Below are 17,897 nucleotides of genomic sequence, written 5' to 3' on the forward strand. Positions count from 1 at the left end.
ACGGCTTAATGACGCAACAACCGTCGTTTCTTTGCGCAACAGGGTCATAGCAAAACCCGACACCGATCAAGTAATGAAAAAAAACAACAACATTATCTTGTCGATTGTTACCCTTAATGTAAGCCACAAGGGTAATATCGGCTAAATCGAATCACGATTTCATCAATTTATGAAATCGTTTACACCCATGAGCATCCTGTTAACATGAACATGCTGGAAAAAATCCAGTTTCAACTGGAACACCTTAGCAAATCCGAGCGAAAAGTGGCCGAGGTCATTCTCGCCTCTCCCGCTCAGGCGATTCATTCAAGCATCGCCGCTCTGGCACAGGAAGCGGGTGTTAGCGAACCCACGGTCAATCGCTTTTGCCGCAGCCTGGAAACGCGCGGCTTTCCTGATTTTAAACTGCATCTGGCGCAAAGTCTGGCTAACGGCACCCCTTATGTTAATCGTAATGTGGATGAAGACGACAGCGTTGATGCCTATACCGCGAAAATTTTTGAGTCGGCCATGGCTTCGCTCGACCACGTCCGTCAGTCACTGGACATGAGCTCCGTGAATCGCGCGGTGGATTTACTCACCCAGGCCAAGCGAATTGCGTTCTTTGGGCTCGGGTCGTCGGCAGCCGTCGCGCATGACGCCATGAACAAATTTTTCCGCTTTAACGTCCCGGTGATTTATTCCGATGACATTGTCTTGCAACGCATGAGTTGTATGAATTGCAGTGAAGATGACGTCGTGGTACTGATTTCGCATACCGGCCGCACCAAGAGTCAGGTTGAGCTGGCGCAGTTGGCCCGTGAAAACGATGCCATGGTGATTGCCCTCACAACGGCAGGCACGCCGCTGGCGCGTGAGGCAACACTGGCGATCACCCTCGACGTGCCGGAAGACACCGACATTTATATGCCGATGGTCTCCCGCCTGGCCCAGCTCACCGTGATTGACGTGCTCGCGACCGGTTTTACCTTACGTCGGGGGGCAAAATTCCGGGATAACTTGAAGCGGGTCAAGGAAGCGCTGAAGGAATCGCGTTTTGATAAAGAATTGCTTATAAAGAGCGATGTTCCCTGATAGTTGATAACGAAGACGTCACGAATAATGACGATGTAACGATTTACGGCATTCGGTCCCCTCGCCGCTGCCTTGCAGCAGATGAAGGCCGATTCAATGTTCACGCAACACCAAAGTTGTTTCAGTCAACGGAGTATTACATGTCCAGAAGGCTTCGCAGAACCAAGATCGTAACCACCTTAGGCCCGGCCACCGATCGCGATAATAATCTCGAAAAAATTATCGCCGCCGGTGCCAACGTGGTGCGTATGAACTTCTCTCACGGTACGCCAGAAGACCATAAATTACGTGCCGATAAAGTGCGTGAAATCGCAGCAAAACTGGGCCGCCACGTTGCTATCCTCGGCGATTTGCAGGGTCCAAAAATTCGTGTCTCCACCTTTAAAGAGGGGAAAGTTTTCCTCAATATCGGCGACAAATTCCTGCTGGATGCCAACCTGGGCAAAGGCGAAGGCGATAAAGAAAAAGTCGGTATCGACTATAAAGGCCTCCCGGCTGACGTCGTACCTGGCGATATCCTGCTGCTTGATGACGGCCGCGTACAGCTGAAAGTGCTGGAAGTTCAGGGCATGAAAGTGTTCACCGAAGTTACCGTCGGCGGCCCGCTCTCCAACAATAAAGGCATCAACAAACTGGGCGGCGGCCTCTCTGCAGAGGCGCTCACCGATAAAGACAAAGCGGACATCGTGACGGCTGCGCTGATCGGCGTTGATTACCTGGCTGTCTCCTTCCCGCGCTGCGGCGAAGATCTGAACTATGCGCGTCGCCTGGCACGCGATGCAGGCTGCGATGCCAAAATCGTCGCCAAAGTTGAGCGTGCAGAAGCCGTTTGCGATCAGGATGCCATGGACGACGTGATCCTCGCGTCTGACGTGGTGATGGTTGCGCGCGGCGACCTGGGTGTGGAAATCGGCGACCCTGAGCTGGTCGGTATTCAGAAAGCCCTGATTCGTCGCGCACGTCAGCTGAACCGCGCGGTGATCACCGCGACTCAGATGATGGAATCGATGATCACTAACCCGATGCCAACCCGTGCAGAAGTCATGGACGTGGCAAACGCCGTGCTGGACGGAACCGATGCGGTGATGCTCTCCGCAGAAACCGCAGCGGGCCAGTATCCGGCAGAAACCGTGGCCGCCATGGCGCGCGTCTGCCTGGGCGCTGAAAAGATCCCAAGCATCAACGTCTCTAAACATCGTCTGGACGTGCAGTTCGACAACGTGGAAGAAGCGATTGCGATGTCGGCAATGTATGCGGCAAACCATCTGAAAGGCGTTACCGCGATCATCACCATGACCGAATCTGGCCGCACCGCGCTGATGACCTCGCGTATCAGCTCGGGTCTGCCGATCTTCGCCATGTCCCGTCACGAACGTACGCTGAACCTGACGGCGCTGTACCGCGGCGTGACGCCGGTTCACTTCGACAGCACCAATGACGGCGTGGCCGCCGCGCACGATGCCGTAAACCTGCTGCGCGACAAAGGCTATCTGGTGTCAGGTGATATCGTTATTGTGACCCAGGGCGATGTGATGAGCACCATCGGCTCAACCAACACCACCCGTGTTATGACCGTCGAGTAATAACGTCTCTGTTAAAAAGCCCTCTCCAGATGGAGAGGGCTTTTTTTATTTCGTTGGATACAACTCTTTGCGTTTATACGGCTCTGTTTCGCCCGGTTTGCGCGTTTTAAGCAGCTTCAAAATCCAGGTGTACTGTTCGGCATGCGGTCCCACCAGAATCTCCACCTCTTCGTTCATCCGACGCGCAATGGTGTGGTCATCGGCGGTGAGCAGATCGTCCATCGGCGGACGAACCTCAATGCTCAGGCGATGCGTTTTGCCGTCATAGACCGGGAACAGCGGGATCACCCGGGCACGACACACTTTCATCAGGCGACCAATCGCGGGGAGCGTCGCTTTATAAGTCGCAAAGAAATCGACAAACTCGCTGTGCTCTGGGCCGTGGTCCTGATCCGGCAGATAGTAGCCCCAGTACCCCTGACGTACCGACTGAATGAAGGGCTTAATGCCATCGTTACGGGCATGCAGGCGTCCACCAAAACGACGACGCACCGTATTCCAGACAAAATCGAAAATCTTATTGCCCTGATTGTGGAACATTGCCGCCATCTTCTGGCCCTGAGAGGCCATCAGCATCGCCGGAATATCAACGCCCCAGCCGTGTGGGACAAGGAAAATGACTTTCTCGTCATTGCGACGCATCTCCTCGATGATTTCCAGCCCTTTCCAGTCAACGCGATCGACAATTTTATCCGGCCCTTTCAGCGCCAGCTCCGCCATCATCGCCATGGCCTGCGGTGCGGTGGTATACATCTCATCAATGATTGCCTCGCGCTCGGCATCACTCTTTTCCGGAAAACAGTAATAGAGGTTGATCTGCGCGCGACGGCGGGCACTCTTGCCAAAACGCCCGGCCAGACGGCCAATTTTACCCAGGACAGGATCGCGGACGGAAGCCGGCAGCATCGCTATCCCCGCAAAGGCATAAACGCCAAGCCAGGCGCCCCAGTTGCGCGGATGACGAAAGGATTTTTCAAACTCAGGAATGTATTCAATATTGTTTTTTTGGGTTTCCATGTTGGATCCAGGGTCTGATGACGCAAAAAATTATTCAGATAGTGTAGCGAGGCAGTCGTCCGCGCACAAAAGAAAAAGCCGGCGTCAGTGTGCGCCGGCTTTATTAACAAAAACAGAGGGCTTAGTCTAAGCTCAGCTGCGGCAATACCTCTTTCACCTGCGCCAGATAATCAGTACGATCTTTACCTGTCAGGCCTTCGGTGCGCGGCAGTTTCGCCGTCAGCGGGTTCACTGCCTGTTGGTTAATCCACACTTCATAGTGCAGATGCGGGCCGGTAGAGCGTCCGGTATTACCAGAGATCGCAATACGATCGCCACGTTTCACCTTCTGGCCCGGTTTAACCAGCAGCTTACGCAGGTGCATGTAGCGGGTCGTATACGTACGGCCATGACGTACCGCGACGTAATACCCGGCTGCACCGCTACGTTTGGCCACCACCACTTCACCATCCCCTACCGCCAGAACCGGTGTGCCCTGCGGCATGGCAAAGTCAACGCCACGGTGCGGTGCGACACGCCCGGTTACCGGGTTCAGACGACGCGGGTTAAAGTTGGAGGAGACGCGGAACTGTTTAGCCGTCGGGAAGCGCAGGAAGCCTTTTGCAAGGCCCGTACCGCTGCGGTCGTAGAACTTACCGTCTTCGGCACGGATCGCGTAGTAATCTTTGCCCTCGGAGCGCAGACGCACGCCCAGCAGTTGGCTTTGCTCGCGCTTACCGTCCAGCATTTCGCGGGACATCAGAACGGAGAACTCATCGCCCTTCTTCAGTTTGCGGAAATCCATCTGCCACTGCATGGCTTTGATCACCGAACTGATTTCAGCGCTGGTCAACCCTGCATCACGCGCGCTGGAAACAAAGCTTGCCCCCACGGTGCCTTTCAGAACGCTGTTAACCCAGTCGCCCTTCTGCATTTCGCTGGTCATTTTAAAGCCCGTTGCCGTGCGATCGTAGGTGCGGGTTTCGCGGCGGGACATTTCCCAGGTCAGACGCTGCAGATCGCCATCGGCCGTTAACGTCCAGGAGAGCTGTTGCCCAATTTTCAGGTTGCGAAGATCTTTATCTGCCGCCGCCAGCTGGCTGATATTCCCCATGTCGATGCCGTACTGGTTCAGCACGCTGCTCAGCGTGTCCCCGGTAGAAACAACATATTCGTGAATACCCGCTTCGTTCTCGGTTTTATCGTCCAGTTCATCCTGTGGAATAGCTTCATCTTCCTGAGCCGACTGGTCGATAGGCTCACTGGCTTCAGGCAGCAAAGAACGGATTTCGCTCTTTTCAAGCTCGATGGTTTTGATGATAGGGGCAGAACTCGGGTGGTAAACATAGGGCCGCCAGACGGCGACCGCTAAGGTGAGTACTGTAAGCGACCCCAGCATGACGCGGTGGGGTCGAGGCAGATTGTTAAATGCCAGGGCGACAGAGCGGGCTATCTGTTGCACGTATTCACTTCCTCGTTAATCTCCTTTCAGGCAGCTCGCATACTGGTTCGCCAGTTGGCTGAGGAACTGAGAATAGCTCGCTTTGCTCAACTGGATATTCGTTCCTAGCGGGTCAAGGGTCCCCATGCGCACGGATGTCCCCCTGGCCACGGCTTCTACGACCGCTGGCCTGAACTGTGGCTCAGCAAAAACGCATGTCGCTTTTTGCTCAACCAGCTGTGTTCTGATTTCATGTAAACGCTGCGCACCAGGTTGAATTTCAGGGTTGACGGTAAAATGACCCAGCGGGGTCAAACCGTAGTGTTTTTCGTAATAGCCGTAGGCGTCATGAAAAACGAAATACCCTTTTCCTTTCAACGGTGCGAGCTCATTACCAACCTGCTTATCGGTTGCGGCTAATTGTGCCTCAAAATCCTTCAGGTTGGCGTCTAGTTTGGCTCGACTTTGCGGCATAAGTTCCACTAATTTGTCATGGATTGCAACCGCTGAAAGCCGCGCTATCTCTGGGGATAACCAAAGATGCATGTTGTACTCGCCGTGATGGTGATCTCCATCACCTTTTTCACCGTCGGCAGCATGATGGTCATGTTCGTCGCCGTCGTCATCCGCCCCTTTCATGAGTAACGGTTTCACGCCGGGGAGGTCGACAATCGCGACCTGTTTTTCACCCGCCACCTGTTTTGCTGACTTCTGCATAAACGCTTCCATTTCCGGACCGATCCAGACAACTAAGTCCGCGTTTTGTAAGCGTTTTACATCGGAAGGGCGCAGGGAATAATCATGCTCCGATGCACCATCCGGGAGCAGAACCTGGGTTTCTGTTACCCCGTCAGCAATGGCTGACGCGATGAACCCGAGTGGTTTAAGCGAAGCGACAACCGCAGCGTTAACATCTTGTGCGGTTGTACCCCAAAGGGCAGCGGATAATGCTGCGAAAAGAAGCGTATTTTTATGTAACATAATGCGACTAATCATCGTAGTGAATGCGTGGAATGTGATATTATAACATTCGTTGACTTCTTCAAGCTTAAAATGACATGACGACATTGGTTTCCCTTGAAAATATTTCGGTCTCATTTGGTCAGCGCCGCGTCCTCTCTGACGTGTCGCTCGATCTGAAGCCCGGCAAAATTCTGACGCTGCTCGGCCCCAATGGCGCAGGCAAATCCACTCTGGTACGTGTGGTGCTGGGTCTGGTCGCACCCGATGAAGGCGTGATCACGCGCGAGGAAAAATTGCGCATCGGCTATGTGCCGCAAAAACTGCACCTCGACGCCACACTGCCGCTGACGGTGAGCCGTTTCCTGCGCCTGCGTCCCGGCACGCGTAAAGCCGATATTCTCCCGGCGCTGAAGCGCGTGCAGGCGGGCCATCTTGTCGATGCGCCGCTGCAAAAACTGTCCGGCGGAGAAACGCAGCGCGTTTTACTTGCCCGCGCGTTGCTCAGCAGCCCGCAGCTGCTGGTACTGGATGAGCCGACGCAGGGTGTAGACGTCAACGGCCAGGTCGCGCTATACGACCTCATTGACCAGCTGCGCCGGGAACTGAACTGCGCGGTGCTGATGGTATCCCACGACCTGCATCTGGTGATGGCAAAGACTGACGAAGTGCTGTGTCTTAACCACCATATCTGCTGCTCCGGCACGCCTGAAGTGGTCTCCATGCACCCGGAATTTATCTCTATGTTCGGCCCTCGCGGCGCTGAACAGCTCGGCATCTATCGCCATCATCATAATCATCGCCATGATTTGCAGGGACGAATCGTTCTGCGTCGGGGAAATGGACACTCATGATTGAACTGTTACTGCCCGGCTGGCTGGCCGGGATTATGCTTGCCTGCGCCGCGGGCCCGCTCGGCTCGTTTGTGGTGTGGCGCAGAATGTCTTACTTCGGTGATACCCTGGCGCACGCGTCCCTGCTGGGCGTGGCTTTTGGCCTGCTGCTGAACGTCAACCCGTTCTACGCGGTGATTGTGGTCACGCTGCTGCTGGCGGCCGGTCTGGTCTGGCTGGAAAAGCGCCCTCACCTCGCCATCGATACCCTGCTTGGCATCATGGCGCACAGTGCCCTGTCGCTGGGCCTGGTGGTGGTCAGCCTGATGTCGAATATCCGCGTGGATCTGATGGCTTACCTGTTCGGTGACCTGCTGGCCGTCACGCCAGACGATCTCATCGCTATCGCGATTGGCGTTGTGGTGGTGCTCGGCATTCTGCTCTGGCAGTGGCGTAACCTGCTGGCCATGACCGTCAGCCCGGACCTGGCGTTTGTCGACGGCGTGAAGCTGCAGCGCGTTAAGCTGCTGCTGATGCTGGTAACGGCGTTAACCATTGGCGTGGCGATGAAGTTTGTCGGCGCGCTGATTATTACGTCGCTGCTGATCATCCCTGCGGCTACGGCGCGTCGTTTTGCCCGTACGCCGGAGCAGATGGCCGGTGTGGCCGTGATTGTCGGAATGATTGCGGTAACGGGTGGACTCACCTTCTCGGCGTTCTATGACACGCCTGCCGGGCCGTCCGTGGTGCTGAGTGCGGCGGTGCTGTTTATCTTCAGTATGATGAAGAAGACCGCGCAGTAGTGGACATGTCCCCGGTGGCGCTTCGCTTACCGGGGCTACAAATTATCGCTGCTTACGGCATTGCCGGTGGCGTAATGCCGAAATGATTCCACGCCCGCACCGTAGCCATACGTCCACGCGGTGTGCGCTGCAGGAAGCCCTGCTGGATCAGATACGGTTCAAGCACATCCTCAATGGTTTCACGCTCTTCCCCGATTGCCGCCGCCAGGTTATCCAGGCCGACCGGGCCACCAAAGAACTTGTCCAGCACCGCCAGCAGCAGCTTGCGGTCCATGTAGTCAAAACCTTCGGCATCGACGTTAAGCATATCCAGCGCCTGCGCGGCGATCTCTGCGGAGATCGAACCGTTGTGCTTCACCTCAGCAAAGTCACGCACGCGGCGCAGCAGGCGGTTGGCGATACGCGGCGTACCGCGGGAACGCTTCGCCACTTCAAACGCCCCCTCTTCGCTCATCTCCAGCCCCATATAGCGGGCGCTGCGGCCAACGATGTGCTGGAGGTCGGCCACCTGGTAAAACTCCAGACGCTGCACGATCCCGAAACGGTCGCGCAGTGGAGAGGTCAACGACCCGGCTCGCGTTGTTGCGCCAATCAGGGTAAACGGCGGCAGATCGATTTTGATGGAGCGTGCCGCCGGACCTTCACCAATCATGATATCCAGCTGATAATCTTCCATCGCCGGATAGAGCACTTCCTCCACCACCGGTGACAGACGGTGGATCTCATCGATAAACAGCACGTCATGCGGTTCGAGGTTGGTCAGCATAGCTGCCAAATCGCCCGCTTTCTCCAGCACCGGGCCGGAGGTGGTACGCAGGTTTACGCCCATTTCATTAGCGACGATATTCGCCAGCGTGGTTTTGCCCAACCCCGGAGGGCCAAAAATCAGCAGGTGATCGAGCGCATCGCCGCGCAGTTTTGCCGCCTGGATAAAAATCTCCATCTGGGAACGAACCTGCGGCTGGCCAATGTACTCATCAAGCAGTTTTGGGCGAATCGCGCGATCCACCACATCCTCTGCCTGAACAGTGCCTGCCGAAACCAGGCGGTCTGCTTCAATCATCCTTTACCTCACAATGCAGCGCGCAGCGCTTCACGAATCAGGGTTTCACTGCTGGCATCCGGTTTGGCAATTTTACTTACCATGCGGCTGGCCTCCTGAGGTTTATAGCCCAGCGCCACCAGCGCGGCAACCGCTTCCTGCTCGGCGTCATCATCCGTCGCAGGCGCGCCTGGGGAGGTCAACACCAGATCGGCCGCCGGCGTGAAGAGATCGCCATGCAGGCCTTTGAAACGGTCTTTCATCTCGACAATCAGGCGCTCTGCCGTTTTCTTACCAATACCGGGAAGCTTAATCAGTGCCGCAGGATCTTCACGCTCAACGGCATTCACAAACTGTGGCGCTGACATGCCGGATAAGATCGCCAGCGCCAGCTTTGGTCCGACGCCGTTGGTTTTAATCAGCTCGCGGAACAGCGTGCGTTCCTGTTTGTTGTTGAAGCCGTACAGCAGTTGAGCATCTTCACGCACCACAAACTGAGTAAAGACGATCGCCTCTTTGCCCGCGTCCGGCAGCTCGTAGAAGCAGGTCATCGGCATATGGACTTCATAGCCCACGCCACCCACTTCCAGCAGCACTAACGGGGGTTGTTTTTCAATGATGATGCCTCTGAGTCTGCCTATCACGTGACGCTCCTGCGTTCTGGAAGAAATTAACTGCCGACATAATAAAAAAAGGCTGGATAAACATCCAGCCTGATTTGTCATTATCGTAACCTGCCTCGCGCCAGATTGAGCCGCGACTCGCTCATTTGCATCGCGTTCTGGCTGACGTGACAATGGGTAATCGCAATCGCCAGCGCATCCGCGGCGTCAGCCTGCGGGTTTGCAGGGAGCTTCAGCAGGGTCCGCACCATGTGCTGCACCTGACTTTTCTCCGCGCTACCGATGCCCACCACCGTCTGCTTGACCTGACGTGCCGCGTATTCAAATACCGGCAAATCCTGGTTTACCGCAGCCACGATGGCCACTCCACGCGCCTGACCGAGCTTTAGCGCCGAATCGGCGTTTTTCGCCATAAAGACCTGCTCGATGGCGAAATAGTCCGGCTGAAACTGGGTGATGATCTCCGACACGCCCGCATAAATGAGCTTCAGGCGCGAAGGCAGATCGTCCACTTTGGTGCGAATACAGCCGCTGCCGAGGTAGGTTAACTGGCGTCCCACCTGACGGATAACGCCATACCCGGTGACGCGTGAGCCTGGGTCAATCCCGAGAATAATCGACATCACGCGTCTCCTGTAACGGATCTACACGCTCTCATCAGAGAGTCGCTGCAACCTCATCAGAGATTTCACCGTTGTGGTACACTTCCTGCACGTCGTCGCAGTCTTCGAGCATGTCGATCAGACGCAGCAGTTTTGGTGCGGTTTCCGCATCCATGTCCGCTTTGGTGGACGGGATCATGGAGACTTCCGCATTGTCCGCTTTCAGGCCAGCCGCTTCCAGCGCATCGCGCACGGCACCCATCTCTTCCCACGCGGTGTAAACGTCGATAGCACCGTCGTCAAAGGTCACCACGTCTTCAGCACCGGCTTCCAGCGCCGCTTCCATGATCGCATCTTCGTCGCCTTTCTCGAAAGAGATGACGCCTTTTTTGCTGAACAGGTATGCAACGGAACCGTCAGTGCCCAGGTTGCCACCGGTTTTGGTGAATGCGTGGCGCACTTCCGCAACGGTACGGTTACGGTTGTCGGACAGGCACTCAACCATTACCGCCGTACCGCCAGGACCGTAACCTTCATAGATGATGGTTTCCATGTTCGCGTCTTCGTCGCCGCCCACGCCACGTGCGATAGCACGGTTCAGGGTGTCACGCGTCATGTTGTTGGACAGCGCTTTATCCACCGCCGCGCGCAGACGCGGGTTAGAAGCCGGGTCACCGCCGCCCAGACGCGCGGCCGTCACCAGCTCGCGAATGATTTTGGTAAAGATCTTACCGCGCTTGGCATCCTGTGCCGCTTTGCGGTGTTTGGTGTTGGCCCACTTACTATGACCTGCCATAAAAAGTTCTCCAAAAATCGCGCCTTTTCAGGCTGCGTTAATTACAAATTCTTCAATCGCCTGCCGGTTGCTCCACGACTTGGTCAGTGCGGCGGCATCCGCCGCATTCACCCAGCGGTAGGTCAGGTGTTCGGTAAACACGATCTCCCGTTCATGGGGGAGCGCGAGACAGAACCACGATTCCGTATTGCGCTCGGTACCCGGCGCGTAGCGATGACGTAAATGGCTAAAAATTTCAAACTCCACCGTGCGCTGACAGTCCTTCAGGGTCAGTTGCTCGCGGGCAACGTCAATGGCGACCTCTTCCTTTACTTCACGCGCGGCGGCCTGCGGCGCGGTTTCCCCCTCTTCCAGACTGCCGGTAACCGACTGCCAGAATTCAGGGTCATCGCGCCGCTGCAACATCAGCACCCGCTTCGTGTCTTCTGCATAAATGACCACCAGGACCGAAACGGGGAGCTTATATGTCATATCAGTTTTTCTCTTCCTTCTTAACCACCTCAATGCCCAGCTCAGCCAGTGCGGCCGGGTTGGCAAAGCTTGGCGCTTCGGTCATCAGACACGCGGCGGCAGTGGTTTTCGGGAAGGCGATCACATCACGGATGTTATCGGTGCCGGTCAGCAGCATGGTCAGACGGTCAAGACCGAAGGCCAGACCCGCGTGCGGAGGCGTACCGTATTTCAGCGCGTCCAGCAGGAAGCCGAATTTCTCACGCTGCTCCTGCTCGTTGATGCCCAGGATGCCGAACACGGTCTGCTGCATTTCACCGCTGTGAATACGCACGGAACCGCCGCCCACTTCGTAGCCGTTAATGACCATATCGTAGGCGTTGGCGACCGCCTCTTCCGGTGCCGCTTTCAGCTCTGCCGCCGTCATCTCTTTTGGCGAGGTGAACGGGTGGTGCATCGCGGTCAGGCCGCCTTCACCGTCGTCTTCAAACATTGGGAAGTCGATAACCCACAGCGGCGCCCATTTGCTCTCGTCGGTCAGGTTCAGGTCTTTGCCGAGCTTCAGACGCAGCGCGCCCATCGCATCCGCAACGACTTTCTTGTTGTCTGCACCGAAGAAGATCATGTCGCCGTCCTGCGCGCCGGTGCGCTCCAGGATCGCTTCCACGATGTCTGCGTTCAGGAATTTCGCGACCGGGCTGGTGATACCTTCAAGACCTTTCGCGCGCTCGGTCACTTTAATATAGGCCAGACCTTTCGCGCCGTAGATCTTGATGAAGTTACCGTAGTCGTCGATCTGCTTACGGCTCAGAGCCGCGCCGCCCGGTACACGCAGCGCTGCTACGCGGCCTTTGACGTCGTTAGCCGGGCCCGCGAATACCGCGAACTCCACGTTTTTAACCAGATCAGCTACGTCTACCAGCTCCATTGGGTTACGCAGGTCTGGTTTGTCAGAGCCATAGCGACGCTCGGCTTCCGCGAAGGTCATGATTGGGAAATCGCCCAGCTCAACGCCTTTCACGTCATTCCACAGGCTACGCACCAGAGCTTCCATCACTTCACGCACCTGCTCGGCGGTCATGAAGGAGGTTTCCACATCGATCTGGGTAAATTCAGGCTGGCGGTCAGCACGCAGGTCTTCGTCGCGGAAGCATTTCACGATCTGATAGTAGCGATCGAATCCGGACATCATCAGCAGCTGTTTGAACAGCTGTGGAGACTGCGGCAGCGCGTAGAACTTGCCTTTATGAACGCGGGATGGCACCAGGTAATCGCGCGCGCCTTCCGGCGTGGCTTTGGTCAGCATCGGGGTTTCGATATCCAGGAAACCATGGTCATCCATAAAGCGACGCACCAGGCTGGTGATTTTCGCACGGGTTTTCAGGCGCTGAGCCATTTCCGGGCGACGCAGATCCAGGTAGCGGTATTTCAGACGCGCTTCTTCGGTGTTGACGTGGTTGGAGTCCAGCGGCAGCGCTTCAGCACGGTTGATGATCGTCAGATCGGACGCCAGCACTTCAATGGCCCCCGTCGCCATGTCGGCGTTAACGTTTTTCTCGTCACGCGCACGTACGGTGCCGGTGACCTGAATGCAGAACTCATTACGCAGCTCAGAGGCCAGCTTCAACGCATCTGCGCGATCCGGATCGAAGAACACCTGAACGATACCTTCGCGGTCGCGCATATCGATGAAGATAAGGCTACCAAGATCACGACGACGATTGACCCAACCACACAGGGTGACCTGCTGTCCGACGTGGGACTGACGCAGCTGCCCGCAATATTCTGTACGCATGAGATATCCCTTAATTAGCCGCAGGCTAAATGTCGCCTGGTATGCAGGCTACTATGTCGCAGCTTTCTGTATGTCACAACTGGATGAAAAAAGGCGGCTATTATACTGGAAATTCCGCCGGACGATAAGAGCGAACCACGGCCAGGCGGTCGTTTGCTGCACTCTTATTGCGCATTCTCACAAAAATTAACAAAATTATGCGACCAATAACAGGCCATCACGTCGTATGGTGTCTGGAAGTGATTAATTTAACGGGAGTAACGATGTTAACCCTTGATGCCAGAAAAACCGCGCTTGTAGTCATTGATTTACAGGAAGGCATTTTGCCCTTCGCCGGTGGCCCGCATACCGCGGACGATGTAGTAAGCCGCGCCGCCCGCCTGGCGGAAAAATGCCGCTCCAGCGGTGCCCCGGTTGTCATGGTGCGCGTCGGCTGGTCTGCGGATTACGCCGAAGCGTTAAAACAGCCCGTTGATGCGCAGGCACCCGCGCGAGCCCTGCCGGAAAACTGGTGGACGTACCCGGTCTCGCTTGGCAAACGCGACAGCGACATCGAAGTCACCAAACGCCAGTGGGGCGCATTTTACGGCACCGATCTTGAGCTGCAGCTCCGCCGTCGCGGCATTGACACCATTATCCTGTGCGGTATTTCCACCAACATCGGCGTGGAATCGACTGCCCGCAACGCGTGGGAGCTCGGTTTTAATCTGGTGATCGCCGAAGATGCCTGCAGCGCGGCCTCCGCGGAACAGCACCAGGGCAGCATGACCCACATCTTCCCGCGCATCGGCCGCGTGCGCAGCACGGATGAGATTGTCAGCGCGCTATGATGTATGTCGGTTTACCCCAGTGGTCGCACCCGAAATGGGTGCGCCTTGGCATCACCAGCCTTGAAGAGTATGCCCGACACTTCAACTGCGTCGAGGGTAACACTACCCTCTATGCGCTCCCGAAAGCCGAGATTGTTGCGCGCTGGCGGGAACAAACGACCGACGACTTCCGCTTCTGCTTCAAGTTTCCGGCGACCATTTCTCACCAGGCCGCGCTGCGAAACTGCGGTGAGTTGACCGACGAATTCTTTGCCCGGATGGCGCCTCTGGCAAACCGCATTGGCCAGTACTGGCTGCAGCTTCCGGCCGTCTTTGGCCCGCGCGACCTGCCCGCACTGTGGACGTTTCTGGACGCCCTGCCCCGGGAGTTTACGTACGGCGTGGAAGTTCGACACCAGGACTTCTTTGCGAAGGGCGAAGCAGAAAAAGCGCTCAACCGCGGCCTTCTCGAGCGCTCCGTTAACCGGGTGATCCTCGATAGCCGTCCGGTGCACAGCGCGATACCGCACAGTGAGGCCATCATTGAGGCGCAGCGTAAAAAGCCAAAAGTGCCCGTTCATGCTGTGGTGACCGCGCAGAACCCCATGGTCAGGTTTATCGGCAGCGATAACATGCCGCAAAACCAGGCGCTGTTCGCCGTCTGGCTGGAAAAACTGGCCTCGTGGGAACACACCACCACGCCGTATCTCTTTTTGCACACGCCGGATATTGCCCAGGCCCCCGAACTGGTCGATGCTCTGTGGCAGGCCTTGCAGACTGCAGTGCCGTCCGTGGGCTGCGCCCCTTCCATCCCACAACAATCTTCTCTTTTCTGATATCACCCCCTATCATAGTGAAGTGCCATCTGCCAAAAACAGGGAGTTTGTATGGTCAGCGCGCTGTATGCGGTGTTAGGTGCATTACTGCTGATTAAATTTTCATTTGATGTTGTGCGCCTCAGAACGCTCTACCGCGTCTCCTACGGTGACGGAGGATTTTCCGAGCTGCAAAGCGCAATCCGCATTCACGGCAATGCGGTCGAATACATCCCCGCGGCCTTAATCCTGCTGCTGTTTATGGAGATGAATGGCGCAGAAACCTGGATGGTGCACATCTGTGGCCTGCTGCTTATCGCTGGCCGCCTGATGCACTATTACGGTTTTCACCACCGCTTAATCCGCTGGCGTCGTTCCGGCATGAGTGCGACCTGGTGTTCACTTTTGCTGATGGTGCTGGCTAACCTGTGGTATATGCCGTGGGAGTTGGTTTTCTCCCTCCATTAGCGCACAATACGCCACTTTATTTTTCCCGGATTTTTACGTTATGTCAGATCGCGACACGCTTTTTTCCGCGCCTATCGCCAGCCTGGGCGACTGGACCTTCGATGAACGGGTAGCCGAAGTCTTCCCGGATATGATCCAGCGCTCTGTTCCCGGTTATTCCAATATTATCTCTATGATCGGCATGCTGGCTGAGCGCTTCGTTCAACCCGGCACGCAGGTCTATGACCTGGGCTGCTCGCTCGGCGCGGCAACGCTGTCGGTTCGTCGTAACGTTCACCACGAAGGCTGCCGAATCATAGCCGTCGATAACTCCCCGGCGATGGTTGAACGCTGCCGTCGTCATATTGACGCCTACAAAGCCCCTGTGCCAGTGGACGTGGTGGAAGGCGATATCCGCGAGATTGAGATCACTAACGCGTCGATGGTCGTGCTGAATTTCACGCTGCAGTTCCTGGTGCCGGAAGACCGCCAGCTGCTGCTGGACAAAATTTATCAGGGGCTGAATCCTGGCGGCGCGCTGGTGCTCTCAGAGAAATTCAGTTTTGAAGATGCCGAGGTTGGCGAGCTACTGTTCAATATGCACCACGATTTCAAGCGTGCGAACGGCTACAGCGAGCTGGAGATCAGCCAGAAGCGCAGCATGCTCGAAAACGTGATGCTGACGGACTCCGTAGAAACCCACAAGGCGCGCCTGCGTCAGGCCGGATTTGAGCATAGCGAACTGTGGTTCCAGTGCTTCAACTTTGGTTCGCTGGTGGCGCTGAAAGCGGGGAAACCGGCATGATCGAGTTCAGTAACTTCTATCAGTTGATTGCTAAAAATCAGCTCTCACACTGGCTTGAGACGCTGCCTGCACAGATTGCCGCCTGGCAGCGCGATCAGCAGCACGGCCTGTTAAAGCAGTGGGCGAATGCGGTGGAGTTTCTGCCCGAGCTGACCCCGCATCGTCTGGATCTCCTGCACAGCGTCACCGCAGAGAGTGAAGAACCGCTTCCGCCAGGACAGATCAACCGCATCGAAACGCTGATGCGCAACCTGATGCCGTGGCGCAAAGGGCCGTTCTCGCTGTACGGCGTGAACATCAATACCGAATGGCGCTCAGACTGGAAATGGGATCGCGTTCTGCCCCACCTTTCCGACCTGACCGGGCGCACCATTCTGGACGTGGGCTGCGGCAGCGGTTACCACATGTGGCGCATGATTGGCGCGGGTGCGCATCTGGCGGTGGGTATTGACCCGATGCAGCTGTTCCTGTGCCAGTTTGAAGCGGTACGTAAGCTGCTGGGTAACGACCAGCGCGCCCACCTGCTGCCGCTGGGTATTGAGCAACTGCCCGCTCTGAAAGCGTTTGATACCGTGTTCTCCATGGGCGTGCTGTACCACCGTCGTTCCCCGCTGGAGCACCTGTGGCAACTGAAAGATCAGCTGGTCAGCGGCGGCGAGCTGGTGCTGGAAACGCTGGTCATCGAAGGGGATGAACATGCCGTTCTGGTGCCGGGCGATCGCTACGCGCAGATGCGCAACGTTTACTTCATCCCTTCTGCGCTGGCGCTGAAGAACTGGCTGGAGAAATGCGGGTTTGTGGACGTGCGGATTGCCGATGTCAGCGTGACCTCAATCGAAGAGCAGCGCCGCACCGACTGGATGATCACCGAATCGCTGGAGCAGTTCCTCGACCCGACCGATCACAGCAAAACCATTGAAGGCTATCCGGCCCCGATGCGTGCGGTGCTGATAGCGACAAAGCCGTAGCCTGTTAGCCGGGTGGCGGCTGCGCCTTACCCGGCCTACGCGTCGCACGTTTTCTCCAAAATAGTTCAAGTTGCAGCAAGGCGGCAACGCAGCGAATCCCCGGGAGCTTACATCAGTAAGTGACCGGGGTGAGCGAGGCGGCCAACGCGGCTGCGGCTTGAAATATGAAGGAGAAAAAAAGGCCCCTGTGTAATTTGCAGGGGCCTGGTACAAGCAAGCATCATATTGGGCGACATGATGCGCGGTAAAAATCGGTACGTTGCTACACGTGATGGCGCTCAATCAGCGACTTCATTTCCGCAACCGACTCTCCCTCGACACCGTAGCGTGAATACTCATCCGCTTCAGCATCCGTCGACATAGACAATCCTGTATTGCGATAACGCATGGGTGACGGCATCCATTTGCCTGCCGAGCTGTGCAGCTCTTTTACCCCGGCGTTTAAAAACAGTTCCAGATTGCTGGCACGGACTCCCGCACCCGCCATTATTATTGGAACGCGGGAATGTGCGTTTAGTTCCGTAATTAATTGCATTCCTTTTTCTGCGGACGCCTGTTGACCCGAGGTCAGAACGCGCGCCACACCAAGTTCTCCAAGCGTTTCAAAGGCCTGAAGCGGATCTTTACACATATCAAATGCGCGATGAAACGTGACGGCCAGCCCCTTCGCGGCGCTCATGACCTGACGCATGCGCGGGAGGTCGATATTACCGTCTTCATCCAGCAGGCCGGTGACCAGCCCCGGGAACCCCAGGTCGCGAACGAGGGCGATGTCTTCAAGCATGGCACCGAACTCGCCCGCCGTGTAACAAAAATCACCGCCGCGCGGACGAATAATCGGGTGAACGGGAATGGTGACGGCCTGACGGGCGGCCCTCAGCACGCCGTAAGAAGGCGTCAGCCCGCCCTCTTTGGGTGCCGTACACAGTTCAATGCGGTCAGCCCCGTGTTTTTGCGCGGTGACGGCGCACTCCACGCTGTAACAGCAAATCTCCAGCAGCGCCATTTAATCCTCCTTTACTCCCACCAAACGCGCCATCATGACATGCCTTCCG

At 56.4% G+C, this 17,897-nt stretch carries 19 protein-coding genes; 9 read left to right on the forward strand and 10 right to left on the reverse strand.

The window, feature by feature from the left end; translation table 11 throughout:
• The first annotated feature begins 204 nt into the window (after window positions 1-204).
• Both F3J31_RS03180 and pyk read left to right on the forward strand, forming a co-directional pair.
• Window positions 205-1,074, forward strand: coding sequence for a MurR/RpiR family transcriptional regulator (locus tag F3J31_RS03180; RefSeq protein WP_023312229.1), 870 nt, complete (start codon window positions 205-207; stop codon window positions 1,072-1,074).
• A gap of 140 nt (window positions 1,075-1,214) precedes the next feature.
• Window positions 1,215-2,657: a pyruvate kinase gene (pyk, locus tag F3J31_RS03185; RefSeq protein WP_008500455.1), complete on the forward strand. Its 1,443-nt coding sequence runs from the start codon at window positions 1,215-1,217 to the stop codon at window positions 2,655-2,657.
• A gap of 45 nt (window positions 2,658-2,702) precedes the next feature.
• Here pyk and lpxM read toward each other — a convergent pair whose 3' ends face one another.
• From lpxM to znuA, 3 genes are all read right to left on the reverse strand, one after another.
• Window positions 2,703-3,674: a lauroyl-Kdo(2)-lipid IV(A) myristoyltransferase gene (gene lpxM / locus F3J31_RS03190; protein WP_045908211.1), complete on the reverse strand. Its 972-nt coding sequence runs from the start codon at window positions 3,672-3,674 to the stop codon at window positions 2,703-2,705.
• 121 nt (window positions 3,675-3,795) lie between these two features.
• Complete coding sequence (gene mepM / locus F3J31_RS03195; protein ID WP_048029426.1) at window positions 3,796-5,115, reverse strand: murein DD-endopeptidase MepM; 1,320 nt, start codon at window positions 5,113-5,115, stop codon at window positions 3,796-3,798.
• A 15-nt stretch (window positions 5,116-5,130) separates the two neighbouring features.
• On the reverse strand, window positions 5,131-6,075 hold the full coding sequence (znuA, locus tag F3J31_RS03200; protein WP_167212026.1) for a zinc ABC transporter substrate-binding protein ZnuA: 945 nt from the start codon (window positions 6,073-6,075) through the stop codon (window positions 5,131-5,133).
• 77 nt (window positions 6,076-6,152) lie between these two features.
• On the opposite strand from znuA, the gene znuC reads away from it, so the two are divergent.
• Both znuC and znuB read left to right on the forward strand, forming a co-directional pair.
• Window positions 6,153-6,908 (forward strand): zinc ABC transporter ATP-binding protein ZnuC, encoded by a 756-nt coding sequence (gene znuC, locus F3J31_RS03205; RefSeq protein ID WP_048029425.1) that lies wholly within the window; start codon window positions 6,153-6,155, stop codon window positions 6,906-6,908.
• Complete coding sequence (gene znuB, locus F3J31_RS03210) at window positions 6,905-7,690, forward strand: zinc ABC transporter permease subunit ZnuB (RefSeq protein ID WP_048029424.1); 786 nt, start codon at window positions 6,905-6,907, stop codon at window positions 7,688-7,690. Before znuC ends, znuB begins: the two co-directional genes overlap by 4 nt.
• Before the next feature lie 52 nt (window positions 7,691-7,742).
• On the opposite strand, the gene ruvB is transcribed toward znuB, so the two are convergent.
• The 6 genes from ruvB to aspS all read right to left on the reverse strand — a co-directional run bounded on the left by ruvB (window position 7,743) and on the right by aspS (window position 12,998).
• Window positions 7,743-8,753, reverse strand: a complete 1,011-nt coding sequence (gene ruvB, locus F3J31_RS03215) for a Holliday junction branch migration DNA helicase RuvB (protein ID WP_008500449.1) — start codon at window positions 8,751-8,753, stop codon at window positions 7,743-7,745.
• 8 nt (window positions 8,754-8,761) lie between these two features.
• On the reverse strand, window positions 8,762-9,376 hold the full coding sequence (gene ruvA, locus F3J31_RS03220; RefSeq protein ID WP_023617042.1) for a Holliday junction branch migration protein RuvA: 615 nt from the start codon (window positions 9,374-9,376) through the stop codon (window positions 8,762-8,764).
• Between the two features lie 80 nt (window positions 9,377-9,456).
• Window positions 9,457-9,978, reverse strand: coding sequence for a crossover junction endodeoxyribonuclease RuvC (gene ruvC / locus F3J31_RS03225; RefSeq protein WP_003859749.1), 522 nt, complete (start codon window positions 9,976-9,978; stop codon window positions 9,457-9,459).
• Between the two features lie 34 nt (window positions 9,979-10,012).
• The gene (locus F3J31_RS03230; protein ID WP_008500447.1) at window positions 10,013-10,753 is read right to left on the reverse strand and encodes a YebC/PmpR family DNA-binding transcriptional regulator; all 741 of its coding nucleotides are present in this window, start codon (window positions 10,751-10,753) and stop codon (window positions 10,013-10,015) included.
• A 27-nt stretch (window positions 10,754-10,780) separates the two neighbouring features.
• Entirely contained in the window at window positions 10,781-11,224 is a 444-nt protein-coding gene (gene nudB / locus F3J31_RS03235; RefSeq protein ID WP_008500446.1) for a dihydroneopterin triphosphate diphosphatase, read from the reverse strand.
• A 1-nt stretch (window position 11,225) separates the two neighbouring features.
• Window positions 11,226-12,998 carry an aspartate--tRNA ligase gene (gene aspS, locus F3J31_RS03240; RefSeq protein ID WP_126533671.1) on the reverse strand — a complete coding sequence of 591 codons (1,773 nt, stop codon included), beginning with the start codon at window positions 12,996-12,998 and terminating at the stop codon, window positions 11,226-11,228.
• Window positions 12,999-13,261: 263 nt separating this feature from the next.
• On the opposite strand from aspS, the gene F3J31_RS03245 reads away from it, so the two are divergent.
• Genes F3J31_RS03245 through cmoB form a run of 5 tightly spaced genes read left to right on the forward strand, consistent with a single transcriptional unit; the run spans window position 13,262 to window position 16,842 of the window.
• Window positions 13,262-13,828, forward strand: coding sequence for a hydrolase (locus tag F3J31_RS03245; RefSeq protein WP_167211295.1), 567 nt, complete (start codon window positions 13,262-13,264; stop codon window positions 13,826-13,828).
• Entirely contained in the window at window positions 13,825-14,643 is an 819-nt protein-coding gene (locus F3J31_RS03250) for a DUF72 domain-containing protein (protein WP_126533670.1), read from the forward strand. The genes F3J31_RS03245 and F3J31_RS03250 overlap by 4 nt, the downstream gene beginning before the upstream one ends.
• A 51-nt stretch (window positions 14,644-14,694) precedes the next feature.
• A complete protein-coding gene (locus F3J31_RS03255) occupies window positions 14,695-15,090 on the forward strand; it encodes an MAPEG family protein (RefSeq protein ID WP_021240443.1) in 396 nt (131 codons plus the stop codon).
• A gap of 40 nt (window positions 15,091-15,130) precedes the next feature.
• Window positions 15,131-15,874 (forward strand): carboxy-S-adenosyl-L-methionine synthase CmoA, encoded by a 744-nt coding sequence (gene cmoA, locus F3J31_RS03260; protein WP_045908204.1) that lies wholly within the window; start codon window positions 15,131-15,133, stop codon window positions 15,872-15,874.
• Complete coding sequence (cmoB, locus tag F3J31_RS03265; protein ID WP_045908203.1) at window positions 15,871-16,842, forward strand: tRNA 5-methoxyuridine(34)/uridine 5-oxyacetic acid(34) synthase CmoB; 972 nt, start codon at window positions 15,871-15,873, stop codon at window positions 16,840-16,842. The genes cmoA and cmoB overlap by 4 nt, the downstream gene beginning before the upstream one ends.
• Window positions 16,843-17,104: 262 nt before the next feature.
• On the opposite strand, the gene cutC is transcribed toward cmoB, so the two are convergent.
• Complete coding sequence (gene cutC, locus F3J31_RS03270) at window positions 17,105-17,848, reverse strand: copper homeostasis protein CutC (protein WP_167211298.1); 744 nt, start codon at window positions 17,846-17,848, stop codon at window positions 17,105-17,107.
• Between the last annotated feature and the right edge of the window lie 49 nt (window positions 17,849-17,897).

The sequence above is a fragment of the Enterobacter sp. Acro-832 genome (assembly GCF_011752745.1).
Taxonomy (GTDB): Bacteria; Pseudomonadota; Gammaproteobacteria; order Enterobacterales; family Enterobacteriaceae; genus Enterobacter; species Enterobacter quasiroggenkampii.

Coding starts and splice junctions, on each gene's coding strand:
- pyk (WP_008500455.1), top strand. CDS start 1,215: ATGTCCAGAAGGCTTCGCAGAACCAAGATCGTAACCACCTTAGGCCCG.
- znuA (WP_167212026.1), bottom strand. CDS start 6,075: ATGTTACATAAAAATACGCTTCTTTTCGCAGCATTATCCGCTGCCCTT.
- cutC (WP_167211298.1), bottom strand. CDS start 17,848: ATGGCGCTGCTGGAGATTTGCTGTTACAGCGTGGAGTGCGCCGTCACC.
- F3J31_RS03230 (WP_008500447.1), bottom strand. CDS start 10,753: ATGGCAGGTCATAGTAAGTGGGCCAACACCAAACACCGCAAAGCGGCA.
- ruvB (WP_008500449.1), bottom strand. CDS start 8,753: ATGATTGAAGCAGACCGCCTGGTTTCGGCAGGCACTGTTCAGGCAGAG.
- F3J31_RS03250 (WP_126533670.1), top strand. CDS start 13,825: ATGATGTATGTCGGTTTACCCCAGTGGTCGCACCCGAAATGGGTGCGC.
- znuC (WP_048029425.1), top strand. CDS start 6,153: ATGACGACATTGGTTTCCCTTGAAAATATTTCGGTCTCATTTGGTCAG.
- F3J31_RS03255 (WP_021240443.1), top strand. CDS start 14,695: ATGGTCAGCGCGCTGTATGCGGTGTTAGGTGCATTACTGCTGATTAAA.
- nudB (WP_008500446.1), bottom strand. CDS start 11,224: ATGACATATAAGCTCCCCGTTTCGGTCCTGGTGGTCATTTATGCAGAA.
- lpxM (WP_045908211.1), bottom strand. CDS start 3,674: ATGGAAACCCAAAAAAACAATATTGAATACATTCCTGAGTTTGAAAAA.
- F3J31_RS03245 (WP_167211295.1), top strand. CDS start 13,262: ATGTTAACCCTTGATGCCAGAAAAACCGCGCTTGTAGTCATTGATTTA.
- ruvC (WP_003859749.1), bottom strand. CDS start 9,978: ATGTCGATTATTCTCGGGATTGACCCAGGCTCACGCGTCACCGGGTAT.
- cmoB (WP_045908203.1), top strand. CDS start 15,871: ATGATCGAGTTCAGTAACTTCTATCAGTTGATTGCTAAAAATCAGCTC.
- F3J31_RS03180 (WP_023312229.1), top strand. CDS start 205: ATGAACATGCTGGAAAAAATCCAGTTTCAACTGGAACACCTTAGCAAA.
- aspS (WP_126533671.1), bottom strand. CDS start 12,998: ATGCGTACAGAATATTGCGGGCAGCTGCGTCAGTCCCACGTCGGACAG.
- znuB (WP_048029424.1), top strand. CDS start 6,905: ATGATTGAACTGTTACTGCCCGGCTGGCTGGCCGGGATTATGCTTGCC.
- cmoA (WP_045908204.1), top strand. CDS start 15,131: ATGTCAGATCGCGACACGCTTTTTTCCGCGCCTATCGCCAGCCTGGGC.